This is a genomic window from Streptomyces sp. NPDC005262 (genome assembly GCF_042872425.1).
Classification (GTDB): Bacteria; Actinomycetota; Actinomycetes; order Streptomycetales; family Streptomycetaceae; genus Streptomyces.
On the sequence record NZ_JBIAKK010000013.1, the window covers coordinates 193,417 to 209,931 of the forward strand.

The following is a 16,515-nucleotide window of genomic DNA, read 5'->3' on the forward strand; positions in this document are numbered from 1 at the left end:
GGCCCACGGGGACAGCAGCGCATGTCACACCTGTCGGCGCCACGGCCCCAGGTGGGCAGGGGTGGCGCCGACAGGTGCCGGATCAGCGCACCAGCAGGTCGAGCAGCCGCTCGACCTCGGCCTCCGGATCGGTGGTGAGACCGCTGTGCACCGCACTCGGCTGAACGACCGTGGAGCGCGGGGCGATCAGCCAGCGAAAGCGCCGGCCCGCATCGTCACAGGCGGCCTGGCCGGCCGCGTCGCCACCGTCACAGACACCCTCGACGGCCCGCAGCGCCGCCCGCACGCCGACCACGTCGGCCTGCGGGTCCAGGGCCTTCAGCTTGTTCTCGTCGAGATGGGTCCGGGCGGCCACGAAGGACTTGGCACGGCAGTACACCAGCACACCCGCGTTGAAGCACTCACCGCGCTCGACCCGGGGCACGACGCGCAGCAGCGCGTACTCGAAAACGTCGCGCTCGCTCACCGGCCACCGTCCTTGCTGTTCTGCGTCGTACCGGTCAGGTCCGAACCGGCCTGCTCGGCCGCGGCCTTCGCGGCCCGGTCCTTCTTCGTGGGGTGCGGCCACGGTGCCAGGTGCTCGGTGAGCCACCCCGGCGCCTGGGACGGCTTGGTCTTCGTGGGCGCGTCCATCGAGATCCGCTCATGGATGGTGGCGGCACGTGCCAGCAGCGGCGCAGCATAGGCGCGACGCAGCGCGTCGGTCGTATCGAAGCCGGGCTCGTCGACCAGCCACTCGTCGGGCACCTCGGCGGTCACCTCGGCCACCAGCTGTTCGGTGACGAGCGGGGCGAGCTCGGCGGCCGCGGCCGCGATGTCCGGGCCGAAGGGTGCGAGCACATGGTCGGAAGCGTTGTACGGCTTGGCGGACGACGCCTGCGCGCCCGGCCAGTTGTGGTGCCAGATCATCGTGGCGCCGTGGTCGATGAGCCAGACGTCGCCGTGCCAGACCAGCATGTTAGGGTTCCGCCACGATCGGTCGACATTGTTGATCAACGCATCGAACCAGACGATCTTCCCGGCCTCTGCCGGGTCCACCTGGTAGGCGAGCGGATCGAACCCGATCGAACCAGGCAGATAGTCCATACCGAGATTCAGCCCACCGCTCGCCTTGAGCAGCTCCTGCACCTCCTGATCCGGCTCGGCGAGCCCGATGACCGGGTCGAGCTGGATCGTGACGAGTTCCGGGACCCGCAGTCCCAGCCGCCGGCCGAGCTCCCCGCAGATGACCTCCGCGACGAGGGTCTTGCGACCCTGTCCTGCGCCGGTGAACTTCATGACGTAGGTGCCGAAATTGTCGGCCTCGACAATTCCGGGCAGGGATCCGCCTTCCCTCAAGGGGGTGACGTAGCGGGTCGCTGTGACTTCTGTGAGCATTTTCCCAGGCTATCGGGCCAGGCATCCGGTCTTCACAAGTACCGGTGCGGACCGGAAACCGCCTTCCGCCGGAACCTGGCACGAATCGCGGGGAGAACCTGGGAGTTACAGCTCCGGACTTCGCCCCCCCCTGCTGCCCGGCGGACCGCCGGCCGGCACTCCCGGCCACGCGCCTCGATGATCACGCGGGACGGCCGCCGACGCGACGGCCAGCCCGGTGCCGCCGCCCACGGCGCCGGACGTCACCCCTGTCGCGGTCGGCAAGCGACTGTCGCGGGCGCGCTCAGGGACGTGGCACCGACAGGCCCGGCACCGGCACCGGCACCGGGAGCAGTGGGCGCCGAGGGGCGACGCAGAGGAACAAGAGCGGCGCCGGTGAGCCTCGCCCCTGATCACCGGGGTGCGCCGGACACGCCTGAACGGATTTCGCAGCCGATCGAAGCAGCTGCCGGGAGCAGCCGATCACCACCAGGAGGAACACAGACATGACGATGAAGGAAGCCGCCGGGACCAAGTCCGACGGTCTGCCGCTGCAGTCGGCCCGTACCAGGCGCTTCTCGCTCGGAGTGCCCCGGCAGTTCACTGTCTCACCGGACGGCGAACGGGCGCTGTTCATAAGGACTACGGGCGGCACCGACCCGGTGAGCCGGTTGTGGCTGTACGAGGACGGCGCGGAGCGGATGCTCGCCGACCCGGCGGCCGTGCGGAGCGACGGCGGGGACGGTGGCGCGGTGCCCCAGGAGGAGCTGACGCGCCGGGAGCGGGCCCGCGAGATGTCGTCGGGGGTGGTGTCGTACGCGACGGACGCGGACGTCCGGATCGCTTCCTACGCACTACAGGGTGAGTTGTGGGTGGTGCGGACGGACGGCTCCGCCCCGCGCCGGATCGCCACCGCAGGCCCGGTGGTCGATCCGCGGCCCTCGCCCGACGGCTCCTTGATCGCTTACGTGTGCGGGGGTGCGCTGCGGCTCGTACGGAGCGACGGGACCGACGACCGCCCGGCGGCCGCCCCGGAGGAGCCGGAGCACGTCACGTACGGGCTCTCCGACCACGTGTCGGCCGAGTCGCTCGGACGACAGCGTGGCTACTGGTGGTCGCCGTACGGTGATGCGCTGCTGGTGGCGCGCGTCGACACGTCCATGGTGCAGCGCAGGTACGTCAGTGATCCGGCCGATCCGGAACGGCCGCCGCGCGTGATCGCATACCCGGCGGCCGGCACGGCGAACGCGGAGGTGTCGCTGCACCTCGTGCGGCTGTCGGGCGAACGGGTCGCGGTCCGGCTGCCCGCGGCGGCAGGACCGGACCACCCCGGAGGGATGTGGACGGACCCGGCGTTCGAGTACGTCGCGACGGCCGACTGGGACATGCACGGGCCCATCGTTTCGGTCCAGACGCGCGACCAGCGTTCGGTCCACGTCCTGGCGGTGGATCCGGCCACGGGAGAGACCCTGCCCCTGCACCGCGCCCACGACCGCGCATGGGTCGCACTCCGCGCGGGAACGCCGCTGCGTCTTCCGTCCGGGGCGCTTGTCGTTCCCGCACAGCCGGGCGGCGACACCCAGGGACTGGCGATCGGTGGCCGCACGACACCGCCGGGGCTGGAGGTCCGTGAGGTCGTCGGCGCCATCGGCGAGCGGGTGTTCTTCACCGCGAGCGAGGAACCGACGGAGATCCATGTCTGGTCGTACGCGGCGGGCGCGACCGGGGACGCTCCCCTGCGCCTGACCCAGGCGTCCGGCGTGCACACGGCCTCGGTGGGCGGCTCCACGGTCGTGCTCGACAGCCGGACCCCGGAGGGACAGACGGTCACCGTGCTGCGCGAGGGCGCGCGGGTGGGGCGGATCGCAGTGCTCGCCGAGGCTCCCGTGGTCACCCCGCGGCCCCTCACGCTGAAACTCGGGGTGCGGGAGCTCCGCAGCAACCTGTATCTGCCGTCGTGGCACCGATCGGGCGACGACCCGCTGCCCGTGTTGCTCAGCCCCTACGCGGGCCACGGCCTGCAGCTGGTCCTGCCGGTGCGCAGCTGGTGGGCCGCGACCGCCCGGTGGTTCGCCGAGCAGGGGTTCGCGGTGCTGGTGACGGACGGTCGCGGCACCCCGGGACGGGGCGAGGCCTGGGAGAAGTCGGTGCGGGGCGACCGGCTGACGGCTGTCCTGGAAGATCAGATCGATGCGCTGCACTCGGCGGCGGCACAGTACCCGCAGCTGGACCTCGGACGGGTGGCGATACGTGGATGGTCGTTCGGCGGCTACCTCGCGGCCGCCGCCGTGCTGCGTCACCCGGAGGTCTTCCACGCGGCCGTCGCGGGTGCGGCGCCGACCGACCGCCGGCTGTACGACACCCATTGGGAGGAACGGTTTCTCGGCCATCCGGATGTGGAGCCGGAGACGTACGAGCGCAATTCCCTGCTCTCCGAGGCACACCGGCTGACGCGGCCGCTCATGCTGGTGCACGGATGTGCCGATGACAATGTCGCCGTCGCCCACATGCTGCGGTTCTCCGCAGCCCTGCTGGCCGCGGGGCGGCCGCACACCGTGCTGCCGCTCTCCGGAACGAGCCACCTGGTCACGCAGGAGGAGACGGCGAGCAACCTGTTGCTGCTGGAGCGGGACTTCCTCAAGAAGTCCCTGAGCCGTTGAACACGAGGCCCCGGCGGCGCGTACCCCTGGTCGAAGTCATGAACACCGCGGAAGGGAAAGCCAGCATGAGCGCACCGCAGGAGCACGAGGTCCGTCTCGGGCGTCGCACCGTTGTCGCAGGCGTCGGTGCGGCCGGGGTGGCTGCCGTACTCACGGCGTGCGGAAGCTCGAAGGACTCGGGCGGCTCGGATGCCGTCGAGCCGGCCAAGGGTGCGACCGGCGATGGCGGGAACGCTCTCGCGAAGACCGCGGACATCCCGGAGGGCGGCGGGAAGATCTTCGCCGACGAGGGCGTGGTGGTGACGCAGCCGAAGGCCGGGGAGTTCAAGGCGTTCTCGTCGAAGTGCACCCATAGGGGATGCGCGGTGACGAGTGTCTCGGACGGCACCATCAACTGCCCCTGTCACGGCAGCAAGTTCGACGCGGCGACGGGCGATGTGTCGGGCGGTCCCGCCACCGAGCCGCTGCCCGCCGCGACGATCACGGTCAAGGGCGACTCGATCATGCTCGCGTCGTAGCCCTTCGGTGGCTCTGCCAGCAGCCCAGCACCTCCCGCGTGGTGGTGACGGTGGCAACGAGCGCGAGCGTGTTGCGGATCATCGCGGGGGTGTAGTCGGATGGCACCCCCGCGATGGCATCGGATGGCACAAGGGCCGTGTAACCGAGGTTCACCGCGTCGAAGACGGCATTCGGGATGGCGACGTTGGCGGAGACCCCGACGACGACGAGGTTGCGGCAGCCGAGATTGCGCAGCAGGGCGTCCACGTCCGTGCCGGCGACTGGCGACAGGCCGTGGAGTCGGCGTACGACGATGTCCTCGTCCGCCACCTCGATGGGTGCGGCGATCCCGACCGCCGTGGTGCCGGAGTGCTGCTGGACCGGCAGTCGGCCGGCAGCCCGGAAGAGACGGGCGTTGCTGTTGGCGCCGCGCCCGTCGGGGCGTCGTTCGGCGACCGCGTGCAGCACCTGGACTCCGGCCTCGTGGGCGGCGGCCACCAGTCGGGCGATGTTGTGCAGGGCGCCGGAGGTCAGCGCTTCCTCGGCGAGTTCGGGCAGCGCGCTGTCCGGTCCCACGACACCCTGCTGGCACTCGACCGTCAGCAGGACGGTGGTGGCAGGATCGAGCTGCTCGGCAAGCTTTTCCCTGGGCGGCACGGCTGCCCCTCTCGGTAATTCGAGGCGACGGACCTCTCCTGACGGACCGGGCGCGCGAGGCTAACGGCCATTGCGCCAGGAGGGAAGAGGCTCCATGATTTCTGACACATGGTCAGCCAGCCGAAGGAGGCGTCCCATGACCGTCACCCAGCGACGGGGCCGTCGGATCATGATGACGGAGGCAGAACGCGACACCTACCTCGCGGAGCAGCGCACCTGCCGGGTAGCCACCGTCTCAGCGGACGGCCGCCCACACATCGGCGCCCTCTGGTTCGTCTGGGACGGCGCGTCCCTGTGGCTGTACTCGATCACCCGGAGTCTGCGCTCGTCCCAGCTGCGCCACGACCCGAGGATGGCTGTGGTCGTCGACGACGGCGCGGAGTACGGCGAGCTGCGCGGCGTCGAGTTGTCGGGCGAGGCGGTCTTCGTCGGCGAAGCCCCGCGTACGGGCGAGGACTGCCCCGAATTGGTGGGGCCGGAGAGGCTGTTCGCGGCGAAGTACTTCGGAATGGACGTCATGCCGCACGACGGACGACACGCGTGGCTGCGGCTGACTCCGCAGACGGTCACGTCGTGGGACTTCCGGAAGCTGGCGGACCTGGGCTGAGGTGCCGACCCCACCTGCCCCGTCTCCCTGAGGTGGGCGTGGTGCCTCGCGCGCCGGTCAGTCCGCGCCGTCGCCGTCCACCGGTGCGTCCAGGTCCCGGCCCGCCGCCCGCAGCGCCATGACCGCCGCCCTGATCGACGGGCGGCGATCAGCGTCCGTCCGCCACACGGCGTGCACATGACGCCGCATCTTCTGCCGTACGGGCACGAGCCGCACCCCGTCCGGTACCACTCCTCGGCCCAGCCGGGGCGCCACACAGACGCCCACTCCGGCGGCGATCAGCGCGAGCTGGGTGTGGTGCTCGCCCGCGAGATGGGCGATGCGCGGTTCGATGCCCTTCGAACGCAGAGTGAACATCAGCCAGTCGTGACAGAACTCGCCTTCCGGCCAGGAGATCCAGTCGTCGTCGGCGAAGTCCTCCAGATCGACCTCCGGCCTCCCCGCGAGCGGGTGGTCGGCCGGCATCGCTATGTCCGGCGCGTCGTCGAGCAGTTCGGCCATGGTGAGACCGCCGGGCACCGGCAGCCTCTTGTTGCTCCAGTCGAGCACCACCGCCAGGTCGAAATCTCCCCGCAGCACGGCCCGGATTCCGGCCTCGGGTTCCAATTCCGCTGTGCGTACCCTCAGTTCGGGGTGGTCCGCGTGCAGTGAGGTGAGCGTCGCGGGGAACAGTCCGCGCGCCGCGGTCGGAAAGGCCGCCAGTCGGACCTCACCCACCACCTCGCCGCGCTGGGCCTCGATGTCGGACTGGGCCAGTTCCACCTGGGAAAGGATCTTCGCGGCATGGTCGGCGAGCAGCTTTCCCGCGTCGGTGAGCCGGACCCCGCGGCCGTTCTTGGCGAGGAGCTGCTGCCCCACCTCGCGCTCCAGCTTCGCCAGCTGCTGGGAGACCGCCGACGTGGTGACATGCAGGCCGTCGGCCGCGCCACTGACCGAACCGAACCGGGCGAGGGCGTCCAGGGTCCGCAAGCGCTCCAAGTTCAACATGTAAGCAATGCTACGCGACCACTCGCACAAAGTCTCACTTGTCCTACGCGGTTGAACTCGTCATTGTTGCTGTCATGACCGCCGCTGCCATGACCACCGATCCCGAACCCGCGCCGAGCTCTGCCACCGTGCCGTCCGCCCCGATCCGGACGGCCACCACTGCGGCCTCCACCCCGTACTCCGTTCCTGCGGCCACCCGCCGCCCCGCACTGGACTGGCGGATCCGCTTCGGGGCGCTCTCGCTCATCTGGGGTTTCAGCTTTCTTCTGATCAAGGTCGGCACAGAGGGGTACGCCCCTTTCCAGGTCACCCTCGGCCGCCTGCTCTCGGGTACGGCGGTGCTCGCCGTCGCCATGGCGGTGCGCCGCGAGCGGCTGCCGCGGACCGCCCGCACCTGGGGCCATCTCGCCGTCGCGGCGTTCTTCCTCAACGCGCTGCCGTTCTCGCTCTTCGCCTACTCCGAACTGACCATCCCGTCGACGCTGGCCGGCATCTGCAACGCCACCTCGCCGCTGTGGGGCATGGCGCTGTCGCTCGTCGCACTCTCCGAGGACCGGCCGACCCGTCGCCGCGTGGCCGGACTCGGTCTCGGCTTCCTCGGCGTGCTGACCGTGCTGGGCGCCTGGCAGGGCTTCTCCGGACTGGACTTCAGCGGTACGGCGATGGCGCTCCTCGCCTCTCTCAGCTATCCGATCGGCTGGATCTACGTGCGCCGGACACTGGCGGGCAGCGGCTCGTCCACCCTTGCCCTGACGGGAAGCCAGCTCTTCCTCGGCACGGTGCAGATCGCGCTGGTCACCCCGCTGTTCACGTCGGCGCCCGACGGCTTCCCGCTGCTGCCGACGCTCGCCGTCGTCGCCCTCGGCGCGCTCGGTACGGGACTTGCGGTGCTGCTGCAGTACGGGCTGGTCAAGGAGGTCGGCCCGACGACCGCGCAGATGGTCACGTACTTCATTCCGGTCATCGCCACCGCCGCCGGGGTCGCCGTGCTCGGCGAGCAGTTGAGCTGGAACACCCCGGTCGGCGCGCTGATCGTCCTGGCAGGAGCCGCCCTCACCCAGAGCAGGGCCCGTTCGCCCAAGCCCACTCCACGCCCCTGAGCGCCGTCCCGTCGTCCTTGGTGATCAGCGCGCGGCACCGGATGCGGTGCATCGCAGGGCGGAGAGGTCCCTCGCCCTGGGCGTATCCCGGTGCTCCGACAACGCGGCGAGGTGCCGTGGCTGCCGCCGTGCACGCCGGGCACCACACGGGACGGCCCTTGAGGCCGGCCACCCGTCAGGGCCGCCTCAGCCGTAGCTCATCGGCCGGGGCGGTTCCGCCGCTGCCGCCACCGCGTCGGCCAGCGGCGCGATGTCGGCAGCGGTGAGCGGTGACACGGTGAGCCGGATCCCCTGCGGCGCGACGACCCGGAACCGCGCCCCGGGCGCCACCGCCCAGCCGGCGTTCAGCAAGCGGGCCACGGCTCCGGTCTCGTCGCTCACCGGCACCCACACATTCATGCCGCTGCGGCCGTGCGCCTCGATGCCACGCTCCACCAGCGCCTGGACGAGCGCGTCGCGTCGCTCCCCGTACGCCCGGGCGACCGCGCCGGAGTCCACCGCACCCGTCGTGAGCAGATGCGCCACGGCCTGCTGCAGCAGCCTGCTCACCCAGCCGGGCCCCAACTGCTGCCGCCCCAGGACGCGGTCGACCGTGATCGCGTCCCCGGTCAGCGCGGCAACCCGCAGATCGGGTCCGTACGCCTTGGCGACCGACCGGACGAACGCCCACCGGTCCGTTGCGCCTGCCAGCGGGTGCAACGGCAGATCGACGATGGCGTGCCCGTGGTCGTCCTCGATCAGCAGCACTCCACGGTGGCCGGCGAGGACACACCGCAGCTCCTCCGCCCGTGCGGCCCCGATTGCGGCGCCCGTCGGATTCTGCGCGCGGTCGGTGACCACGAGCGCGCGGGCACCGGCGTTCAGCGCGCGGTCGACCTCGTCGGGGAGCGGGCCCTCGTCGTCCAGGGCGATCGGCACGGGACGCAGCCCCAGCGCCGGGACGAGGTCGAGCAGGGCGCCCCAGCCGGGATCCTCGACGGCGACCGCGTCACCGGGCTTGAGGTGGGCGACCAGCACGCGCTCGATGGCATCCAGGGATCCGGACGCGACGGCCACGGGCCCGGCCGGCAATCCGTCGGCGTCGAGAGCGGCACGCACCAGAGCCTCGAATTCCGGATCCACGGGTGCCTCCCCGTACATTCCGGGCCGCTTCGCGTACGCGCGCGCCGCCGCCGCGAGCGCCTCGTCCAGCGGCGGCAGCAACGCCGGGTCCGGGTTCCCCTCCCCCAGATCCCGCACGCCGGGCGGCGCCTCGACCCTGAGCGAGCCGCGCACCGTACCGGCGGGGCGCAGGCGCACTCGGCTCCCCCTGCGCCCGGCCGTCTCGATGACCCCGCGCTCGCGCAGGGTGCGGTACGCGGCCGCCACCGTATTGGGATTGACCTCCAGCCGTGCCGCCAACTCCCGCATGGGAGGCAGCACTTGCCCCGGCGCGAGCTCGCCCGACCCGACCGCTCGCTCCACACTCGCGGCAATTTCCGATGCACGTCGCCCGACGATCCGATACTCTTCTAGCACAAACAAGATTATGCACTAGTGCAATGGAGTTGGCAATGCCGGACACCGCACCGCCGCAGACCACGGGCCCGGAGGCAGCAGCCCCGTACCAACCGACCGAGCGGACCGTCCCGACCCGTTCCCGGGAGCGTGCCTCGTACGACCGGGAGCTGGTGCATTCGATACTCGACGAGGCCTATCTCTGCCATCTCGGCTTCGTCCGCGACGGCGCGCCGGTCGTCCTGCCGACGCTGTTCGGCCGGATCGGTGAGCGGCTGTACGTACACGGTTCGACCGGCTCCCGGCCGCTCCGGGCGGCAGGCCAGGCGGACCCCGGCCTGCCTGTCTGTCTCACGGTGACGCATGTCGACGGTCTTGTGCTCGCCCGCTCCGCCTTCCACCACTCGATCAACTACCGCTCCGTGGTGGTCCATGGCGTAGCCCGTACGGTCACCGACCCGCAGGAGCGCCGCACCGCGCTCGAAGCGATCGTCGACCATGTCGTTCCGGGCAGGACCGCCGACTCCCGTCCGGCCAACGAGAAGGAGCTCGCCGCGACGGCCGTGATCAGGCTCGATCTCGACGAGGTCTCCGCGAAGGTGCGGACCGGCGGTCCGAACGACGAGCCGGACGATCTCGCGCTGCCGCACTGGGCGGGCGTCGTACCGCTGGCCCGCGGCTACCGTGCGCCACAGCCGTCGGACGATCTCGATCCGGCCATCGCCGTGCCCGACTATCTGACTGTCCTCTGACCGCGGTCCGGAGCGCGGGCTCTCTACGAGGGGGTGGACCCGCGCTCCCGGACGTCCTGACGACCTGACGTTCTGACGACCGATCAGCGGTCAGGCGGTCGGCGTCAGGCCGGAACGGCCGCCTGGCGGCGGGCGTTCGACGCACTGCGCGTCTCGGCGACGGCGAGCCCCGCCACCGCTGTGAGCAGCAGCAGTGTGCCGACAACCGTCGCCGCGGTGAGCTGCTCACGGAGCACGGCAACGGCGATCACCGCGGCGCTCACCGGTTCGAGCAGCATGATCACGGACACGGTCGCGGCCCGCACCGCCGCCGCGCCCGCGAAATAGAGCGCGTAGGCGAGCGCGGTCGGGACAGCTGCCACGTACACCAGCAGCCACACCACCTGGGCGGCGTCCGCGGTATGTGGCACGAGACCTTCGGCCGCCGCCATCGGCAGCAGCCCGAGTGCCCCGATCCCGAACGCCCAGGCGCTGGTGGAGAGCGCGTCGGAGCCACCGCCGTCGCGGCCCAGCCACCGGGTCAGCAGGGTGATGCCCGCGTAACCGGCAGCGGAGAGCAGCGCCAGCGCGACCCCGGCGGGCCGGACCGTACCGCCGTCGCCGCCGAGCACCAGCACGGCGAGCCCGGCGAGCGCGCCCACCACTGCGGCGAGTCCGCCGCCGCCCAGCCGCTCCCCCATGGTCAGCCGCGCACCGACCGCGATGAGCACGGGCCCCGCGCCCAGCGTGACCACGGTCCCGACCGCGAGGCCGGTCGCCTCCACGGCCGCGAAGTACGCGCTCTGGAACACGGTGAGGCCTACGCCGGTCCCGAGGATGCGCAGCAGCCGGCGCCGCCGTGACTCGGCGGGGGCGGCGGTGCGCCGGGGCCGCAGGACGAGCGCGGCCAGGAGCAGCACCAGGCCGCCTACGCAGCGCCAGAACGACAGGGCGAGAGGGCCGAGATCGCTGACCCGGAAGATCAGCGAGGCGGCGGCCCCCGCGGTACCCCAGGCCACTCCGGCGACGATCAGATAGAACAGGCTCCGCCCGACGGGCAGGCCGGCAGCAGGATTTGACACGTGACTTCTCCACAAGAAGGACAGGACGACGGCCGCTCGGCTCCGCGCGCGGGCAGCGACGATCCGCTCGGGGACTGCCCGAGCCCGGTCTTCGTCAGGAGTGGCTGCCCGCGCTAGGCGGCAGGCGGCGGAAGTACGTGCAAGTGCATGATCGGCACACTACGTGGCGGCACGCTCCGCGGACAACTCCTCCCCGGCCGCCGCCGTACGACCCCCGTCACGCGCCACACCGCGGTCCTCATGCTCCCCTCGGCCCTGCTCCTCACCCGGCCCCGATGCCACGGGCCCGGAAGCCGCCTTCGGCGTCGACGACTGGGCGATGAACGCACCGATCAACACCAAGGAACCGCCGAGGAGCTGGGGCGCGGAGAGATGTTCGCCGAGCAGGACCCAGGCGAGCACGGTCGCGATGACCGCCTCCAGGCAGGCGACGACGCCCGCCACCGCCGGGGAGAGCAGCCGCACCGAGATCACACCGGTGACGTAGGCGATCACGGTGGCGAGCAGCACGATCCAGATGAGCAGCAGCCACGCGGGCACATCTGTCCCGTTCATGGCCGCCCTGCCCCCGAGCAGCGACCAGTCCATGCCCCAGGGCCGTGCGATCACGGTGAGGACGACCGCGCCGATCAGCAGTCCGTAGGCGATGACGCCCACCGGATGCGGAGGCTCCGCGCCCGCCGCGCCGTCCTGGCTCCCCTGATCCGAGAGGACGAAGTAACCGACCTGGCAGCATGCGGCACCGAGGGCCAGCAGCAACCCGACGACGTCGAAGCTCAACCCGGACCACACCTCGACCACACAGGCGAGGCCCCCGACCGCGAGGACCACGCCGACCGCGGCGGCCGGGGTGACCGGACGGCGCTGGACGAACCGGACCCAGCCGAGCACGAGCGCGGGCGCCAGGTACTCGACGAGCAGCGCCACGCCGACGGGAACACGGGAGATCGCGGCGAAGTAACAGGCCTGGACGCCCGCGACGGCGAGCAGTCCGAAGCCCAGCAGCAGCACCGGCCGACCGCGTACGAGATCTCGGTGGCGCCAGGCCACGGGCAGCATGACGAGAGCGGCGCCGGCCACCCGTAGCCACACCACATGAAGCGGGTCGAGCCCCGCCTCGATGAGCGGCTTGGCCGCCACCCCGGAACCACCGAATGCGAACGCCGAGGCAAGGGCTAGTCCCAGGCCGGCGCTTCTCCCCTGAGACGCGTGCATCGGGACATCATGACAGCTGCCGTCAGGACCGTCACCATGGTTACCACTGTCATGCGCGTCGAACGGATCACGCTCCCGACGTCAGCTCTGCCGGGAGGCCCTCGCGATCCGGTCCGCGAGCAGCGCCGCGTCGACACCGGCCCGTTCCAGCACCTCGACGGCCCGGCACTCCTGGTCCGCCGCCAGAGCGGCGAGCAGATCAAGTCCCCCGGCCCGCGGGTCACCGCGCAGTTCCGCCCGCCCGCGCGCGCCCTCCATTGCCGAGACGGCCGAGGGCGACCAGCCGTCCACCCCCGTCTCCGTAACCGTGGGCAGCGCACCGGAGTCCTCCACGGCACCCTGCCAGCGAAGGCCGTAACCGATGGAGCGCTGCACGAGATAGCCGAGCACCTTGGCGAGCTGCGGTCCACCGGCGAAGGCCGCACGGACCTCCGGGTCCGACTCGATGAGGGAGTGCAGCAGATGGGCCGTGTCGATCTGCCGGTCGCCGTCACGCAGTGCACGCCGGCGCGCACCTGTCACCACCGAGGCCAGCTCCACGGTGAGGATGGCGTCGAGCTCAGCACGGTTCGATGCGGGCTGCTGAGGGATCCGCGGCGTCCGGTTTTGCACACCTCTCACCCCATCAGTCCAGTGGTGCGCGAGCATCCCCGGAGGGGCCCATTTAGGTATCCCACCGAAGTTGGGCACATCAGAGCGGTTCCTCCTCCTTGCGGATGAGATCGCGCCAATGACGGATACGATCCTGGGAGACGGCGCGCGCCGTCTTGCCTTGTACTCCCGGAGCAACCGCGGGCCGCCCCGCACGCGTCCGTCACGCGTCACCATTTTCGCCACAGCCGGATGGGAGTGCCGGAGCGTCATGGATGGTCTCCCCGCCGGCGATCGACGGCCGGGAATACGTCCACCTGGGCCACGCACCCTGCGACGCCCTGCCCGCCGACTGTTCCGGGCGGCGTTCCACCGCCATGACGACGGGCCGTACCCTCGGGCGTTCGACCACTTCGACGCGGCGCCGATCCGGTGGGCGGGCCGCTCCCCACATACCTGACGGTTCATCAGTATTGAATGTTCTCGCTACTGCGGCTACGTTCCGCGACACCGTAACCCGACGAGAAGGGGTGGTCGCATGGCCGAAGTCAGTGCCGAAGCGCGTATCGAAGCGCCGGCCGAGAAGGTCTGGGCCCAGCTGACGGACTTCACCGCGTACGGCCAGTGGAATGCCACCCACACCAGCTTCCCCAAGGGCGGCCCGGCCACACTCGAGCTCGCGGCCACCTATGAGGAGAACATGAAGCTCATGGGCTTCCCCGCCGAAGTGACCTGGACGGTGGAGGAGCTCGAGACCGCCCGGCTGCTGACCACCAAGGGCAAGGGCCCCATGGGCGTCAATCTGGCCATGCGTTACTCGCTGACACCCGACGGCGATGCCACCGCCGTTCGCATCGACGGAGAGTTCACCGGCGCCGCCGTCTCCCTCATGGCAGGCAAGCTCAAGGACTCGGCGACCGCCGCGCTCGCCGAGTCCCTCCGAAAGCTGAGCGGGCTCGTCACCGCCTGACCGCCTCCGGGCGGACGAGGGGCCCGCGGTCGAGCCGCGGGGCCCCTCCTCCGCATCCGTCGGGTCAGTGCTCGTCGGCAAGGATCAGATAGAGCTTCTTACGGGCGTCGTTGATCACCGACAGTGCCTTCTGGCGCTGGTCGGCCGAGCCGGTCTTCCAGACCTGGCCGAACGCCTCCATCAGACCGAAGCCGGCCTGCCGGATCTCGTTCACGCTCTCCCAGTCGACCCCGCGCCCGGCCTCTTCCCAGGGCGCCTCGGGCCCGGACTCCGCCTCGGTGCAGCCGCTGTCGGTGAGCGTGAACAGCTTCTTGCCGCCCTCGCTCGCGCTGACGATCAGCCCCTCGTCCTCGAGCAGCTGAAGGGTCGGGTAGACCGAGCCGGGGCTGGGCCGCCAGGCCCCGCCGCTGCGCTCGCCGATCTCCTGGATCATCTCGTAGCCGTGCATCGGCCGGTCCTTCAGCAGCGCCAGGATCGAGGCGCGGACGTCACCGCGACGCGCCCTTCCCCGGCCGCCTCCACGACCGCGTCCCCCACCGAAGGGGCCGCCACCGAACGGACCGCCACCGAAGGGCGGACCGAACTGCCCGAAGGCGCGGCGCCCCTCGAAGTCGCCCCGACCTTGATGACCGGGTCCGCAGTGCCCATGTCCGTGCCCGTGCTCGTGGTCGTGTCCATGTGAACGCATCGCTACGCTCCTTCCATCGTTGATCTGTCGCGATGCGTCAACGATATATCGGAACAGGTCGTACGGCAATCGTTACGGAAGGGCCTTGCATACTTGCCCCGAGACGGCACAGGACGAAGGCGATGCGACATGACTGCACCCGACCCGGAGCACGGCCACGGCCCGGACCACGGCTACCTGCTCGACAACCGTCAGTCCGAGGCGGGTATCCGCTTCGGCGCCCTCGCCGAACTCTTCGACCCGGTGACCTTCCGGCATGTCGACCGGCTCGGGATCACCACAGGCATGCGGTGCTGGGAGGTCGGAGCCGGTGGCCCCTCCGTTCCCGCAGGGCTGGCCTCGCGAGTCGCTCCGGCCGGCGCGGTGGTCGCGACGGACATCGATGTGTCGTGGGCGCAGGGCGCCGCGGACGACGTCGTCGAGGTACTGCGCCACGATGTCGCCGCCGATCCCCCGCCCGCCGGAGGCTTCGACCTGGTCCATGCCCGGCTGGTCCTGGTGCACGTCACCGACCGTGCCGGGGCGCTGCGCCGCATGATCGAGGCGCTGCGTCCCGGTGGTGTACTCCTTCTGGAGGACGCCGACCCCGGCTTGCAGCCCCTGCTGTGCCCCGACGAGTCCGGCCCCGAACAGCGCCTCGCCAATCGCCTCCGATCAGGCTTCCGTGAACTCATGGCGGCCCGCGGCGCAGACCTCACCTACGGCCGGACCTTGCCCCGGCTGCTGCGCGAGGCGGGTCTGGCCGATGTGCAGGCGGACGCGTACTTCCCGATCACCTCACCGGCGTGCACCGTCCTCGAGGCCGCCACCGTGCGCCAGATCCGCGACCGGCTGGTGACATCCGGTCTCGCCACCGACGAGGAGATCGACCGGCATCTGAAGAACGTCGCCACCGGACGCCTGGATCTGGCCACCGCCCCGCTCGTCTCCGCGTGGGGACGTCGGCCGTAGCGCCCGGGGTGGCTCTCGGCATCCCGGGCCGCCGACCTGGAATTGGCCTTGGTCCGCCGTCGTCAAGGACCTCTACGGTCGTCCCATGAGGATCCGAATCGTCGACGCGTTCACCGACCGCCCCTTCACCGGCAACCCCGCAGCCGTCCTGCTCCTGGACTCCGACGCCTTCCCCGAGGCCGACCGGCTCCAGCAGGTCGCCCTGGAGATGAACCTCTCCGAGACCGCCTTCGCGCACCCCCTGCCTCCGGGCGGAGAGGCGGACTGGGCGCTGCGCTGGTTCACCCCTGCCACCGAGGTGGACATGTGCGGGCACGCCACCCTCGCCACGGCCCACGTCCTGCACACGACCGGAACGGCCGGCGGAACGGTGCGCTTCGCCGCCCGCTGCGGCATCCTCACCTCCACCTCGCACCCGGACGGCTCACTCACGCTCGACTTCCCCACGGCCCCGCTCACCCCGGCTTCCACCCCGGCCGGACTGGCCGTCGCCCTGGGCGCGGAACCGCTGACCGTCTATGACACCGGCGCCCACATCGGCGACCTGCTCGTCGAACTGGCCGACGAGGAGTCCGTGCGCGGACTGACCCCGGACTTCGCCGGGCTGGCCTCCTGCTCACGGCGCGGCATCATCGCCACGGCCGCCGCCGAGGACCCGTCCCGCGGCTACGACTACGTCTCCCGCGGCTTCTTCCCCCGGGTCGGTATCGACGAGGACCCGGTCACAGGGAGCGCCCACACGGCCCTGGCCCCCTTCTGGTCGGCCCGGTTCGGCCGTGACGAGCTGACCGGCCTGCAGGCTTCCGCCCGTTCCGGCCTGGTCCGCACGTCGCTGCGCGGTGACCGCACACTGCTGACGGGCAGCGCGGTGACAGTCGTCGACGGAGAACTGCTGACCACCTTCTGACCGACGGGCGAGGGGGCG

17 protein-coding genes are annotated in these 16,515 nt (G+C 71.2%); 8 read left to right on the forward strand and 9 right to left on the reverse strand.

Annotation, left to right across the window (positions count from 1 at the left end; genetic code table 11):
- Positions 1-82 precede the first annotated feature (82 nt).
- Positions 83-466 (reverse strand): DUF3037 domain-containing protein, encoded by a 384-nt coding sequence (locus ACFYP5_RS28115; RefSeq protein WP_389041204.1) that lies wholly within the window; start codon positions 464-466, stop codon positions 83-85.
- Positions 463-1,377, reverse strand: coding sequence for a HipA family kinase (locus ACFYP5_RS28120; protein ID WP_389041206.1), 915 nt, complete (start codon positions 1,375-1,377; stop codon positions 463-465). The genes ACFYP5_RS28115 and ACFYP5_RS28120 overlap by 4 nt, the downstream gene beginning before the upstream one ends.
- 485 nt (positions 1,378-1,862) lie before the next feature.
- Between ACFYP5_RS28120 and ACFYP5_RS28125 the strand changes: the two genes are divergently transcribed.
- Entirely contained in the window at positions 1,863-4,016 is a 2,154-nt protein-coding gene (locus tag ACFYP5_RS28125) for an alpha/beta fold hydrolase (protein ID WP_389041208.1), read from the forward strand.
- 65 nt (positions 4,017-4,081) lie between these two features.
- A complete protein-coding gene (locus ACFYP5_RS28130; RefSeq protein ID WP_389041210.1) occupies positions 4,082-4,534 on the forward strand; it encodes a Rieske (2Fe-2S) protein in 453 nt (150 codons plus the stop codon).
- Here ACFYP5_RS28130 and ACFYP5_RS28135 read toward each other — a convergent pair.
- On the reverse strand, positions 4,518-5,171 hold the full coding sequence (locus tag ACFYP5_RS28135) for a cysteine hydrolase (RefSeq protein ID WP_389041212.1): 654 nt from the start codon (positions 5,169-5,171) through the stop codon (positions 4,518-4,520). The genes ACFYP5_RS28130 and ACFYP5_RS28135 overlap by 17 nt on opposite strands.
- A gap of 136 nt (positions 5,172-5,307) precedes the next feature.
- On the opposite strand from ACFYP5_RS28135, the gene ACFYP5_RS28140 reads away from it, so the two are divergent.
- Positions 5,308-5,778 (forward strand): pyridoxamine 5'-phosphate oxidase family protein, encoded by a 471-nt coding sequence (locus tag ACFYP5_RS28140; RefSeq protein ID WP_389041214.1) that lies wholly within the window; start codon positions 5,308-5,310, stop codon positions 5,776-5,778.
- A 57-nt stretch (positions 5,779-5,835) separates the two neighbouring features.
- Here the strand turns inward: ACFYP5_RS28140 and ACFYP5_RS28145 are convergent, their stop codons facing one another.
- The gene (locus tag ACFYP5_RS28145) at positions 5,836-6,765 is read right to left on the reverse strand and encodes a LysR family transcriptional regulator (RefSeq protein WP_389041216.1); all 930 of its coding nucleotides are present in this window, start codon (positions 6,763-6,765) and stop codon (positions 5,836-5,838) included.
- Between the two features lie 74 nt (positions 6,766-6,839).
- Here ACFYP5_RS28145 and ACFYP5_RS28150 point away from each other — a divergent pair, with 74 nt between their 5' ends.
- Complete coding sequence (locus ACFYP5_RS28150) at positions 6,840-7,865, forward strand: DMT family transporter (RefSeq protein WP_389041218.1); 1,026 nt, start codon at positions 6,840-6,842, stop codon at positions 7,863-7,865.
- 186 nt (positions 7,866-8,051) lie between these two features.
- Here the strand turns inward: ACFYP5_RS28150 and ACFYP5_RS28155 are convergent, their stop codons facing one another.
- Positions 8,052-9,383, reverse strand: a complete 1,332-nt coding sequence (locus ACFYP5_RS28155; protein ID WP_389041220.1) for an aminotransferase class I/II-fold pyridoxal phosphate-dependent enzyme — start codon at positions 9,381-9,383, stop codon at positions 8,052-8,054.
- 35 nt (positions 9,384-9,418) lie between these two features.
- Here ACFYP5_RS28155 and ACFYP5_RS28160 point away from each other — a divergent pair, with 35 nt between their 5' ends.
- Positions 9,419-10,114: a pyridoxamine 5'-phosphate oxidase family protein gene (locus ACFYP5_RS28160; RefSeq protein ID WP_389041222.1), complete on the forward strand. Its 696-nt coding sequence runs from the start codon at positions 9,419-9,421 to the stop codon at positions 10,112-10,114.
- Between the two features lie 104 nt (positions 10,115-10,218).
- Here ACFYP5_RS28160 and ACFYP5_RS28165 read toward each other — a convergent pair whose 3' ends face one another.
- The 3 genes from ACFYP5_RS28165 to ACFYP5_RS28175 form a co-directional block, all read right to left on the reverse strand.
- Positions 10,219-11,175, reverse strand: a complete 957-nt coding sequence (locus tag ACFYP5_RS28165; protein ID WP_389041224.1) for a DMT family transporter — start codon at positions 11,173-11,175, stop codon at positions 10,219-10,221.
- 159 nt (positions 11,176-11,334) lie between these two features.
- The gene (locus ACFYP5_RS28170) at positions 11,335-12,390 is read right to left on the reverse strand and encodes a DMT family transporter (protein WP_389041226.1); all 1,056 of its coding nucleotides are present in this window, start codon (positions 12,388-12,390) and stop codon (positions 11,335-11,337) included.
- Positions 12,391-12,471: 81 nt separating this feature from the next.
- Positions 12,472-13,002 carry a Clp protease N-terminal domain-containing protein gene (locus ACFYP5_RS28175; protein WP_389041228.1) on the reverse strand — a complete coding sequence of 177 codons (531 nt, stop codon included), beginning with the start codon at positions 13,000-13,002 and terminating at the stop codon, positions 12,472-12,474.
- A gap of 517 nt (positions 13,003-13,519) precedes the next feature.
- Here ACFYP5_RS28175 and ACFYP5_RS28180 point away from each other — a divergent pair.
- Complete coding sequence (locus ACFYP5_RS28180; RefSeq protein ID WP_389041230.1) at positions 13,520-13,951, forward strand: SRPBCC family protein; 432 nt, start codon at positions 13,520-13,522, stop codon at positions 13,949-13,951.
- A gap of 64 nt (positions 13,952-14,015) precedes the next feature.
- Here ACFYP5_RS28180 and ACFYP5_RS28185 read toward each other — a convergent pair whose 3' ends face one another.
- Positions 14,016-14,639 (reverse strand): PadR family transcriptional regulator, encoded by a 624-nt coding sequence (locus ACFYP5_RS28185; RefSeq protein WP_389041232.1) that lies wholly within the window; start codon positions 14,637-14,639, stop codon positions 14,016-14,018.
- 129 nt (positions 14,640-14,768) lie between these two features.
- Here ACFYP5_RS28185 and ACFYP5_RS28190 point away from each other — a divergent pair, with 129 nt between their 5' ends.
- Together ACFYP5_RS28190 and ACFYP5_RS28195 are read left to right on the forward strand one after the other, a co-directional pair.
- Entirely contained in the window at positions 14,769-15,590 is an 822-nt protein-coding gene (locus ACFYP5_RS28190) for a class I SAM-dependent methyltransferase (RefSeq protein ID WP_389041234.1), read from the forward strand.
- An 85-nt stretch (positions 15,591-15,675) separates the two neighbouring features.
- Positions 15,676-16,497: a PhzF family phenazine biosynthesis protein gene (locus ACFYP5_RS28195; protein ID WP_389041236.1), complete on the forward strand. Its 822-nt coding sequence runs from the start codon at positions 15,676-15,678 to the stop codon at positions 16,495-16,497.
- Positions 16,498-16,515 lie beyond the last annotated feature (18 nt).

What these genes read in the sequence shown, in the direction of transcription:
- ACFYP5_RS28140 (WP_389041214.1), top strand. Translation starts at nt 5,308, where the DNA reads ATGACCGTCACCCAGCGACGGGGCCGTCGGATCATGATGACGGAGGCA.
- ACFYP5_RS28150 (WP_389041218.1), top strand. Translation starts at nt 6,840, where the DNA reads ATGACCGCCGCTGCCATGACCACCGATCCCGAACCCGCGCCGAGCTCT.
- ACFYP5_RS28190 (WP_389041234.1), top strand. Translation starts at nt 14,769, where the DNA reads ATGACTGCACCCGACCCGGAGCACGGCCACGGCCCGGACCACGGCTAC.
- ACFYP5_RS28160 (WP_389041222.1), top strand. Translation starts at nt 9,419, where the DNA reads ATGCCGGACACCGCACCGCCGCAGACCACGGGCCCGGAGGCAGCAGCC.
- ACFYP5_RS28180 (WP_389041230.1), top strand. Translation starts at nt 13,520, where the DNA reads ATGGCCGAAGTCAGTGCCGAAGCGCGTATCGAAGCGCCGGCCGAGAAG.
- ACFYP5_RS28170 (WP_389041226.1), bottom strand. Translation starts at nt 12,390, where the DNA reads ATGCACGCGTCTCAGGGGAGAAGCGCCGGCCTGGGACTAGCCCTTGCC.
- ACFYP5_RS28145 (WP_389041216.1), bottom strand. Translation starts at nt 6,765, where the DNA reads ATGTTGAACTTGGAGCGCTTGCGGACCCTGGACGCCCTCGCCCGGTTC.
- ACFYP5_RS28185 (WP_389041232.1), bottom strand. Translation starts at nt 14,639, where the DNA reads ATGCGTTCACATGGACACGACCACGAGCACGGGCACGGACATGGGCAC.
- ACFYP5_RS28120 (WP_389041206.1), bottom strand. Translation starts at nt 1,377, where the DNA reads ATGCTCACAGAAGTCACAGCGACCCGCTACGTCACCCCCTTGAGGGAA.
- ACFYP5_RS28125 (WP_389041208.1), top strand. Translation starts at nt 1,863, where the DNA reads ATGACGATGAAGGAAGCCGCCGGGACCAAGTCCGACGGTCTGCCGCTG.
- ACFYP5_RS28195 (WP_389041236.1), top strand. Translation starts at nt 15,676, where the DNA reads ATGAGGATCCGAATCGTCGACGCGTTCACCGACCGCCCCTTCACCGGC.
- ACFYP5_RS28130 (WP_389041210.1), top strand. Translation starts at nt 4,082, where the DNA reads ATGAGCGCACCGCAGGAGCACGAGGTCCGTCTCGGGCGTCGCACCGTT.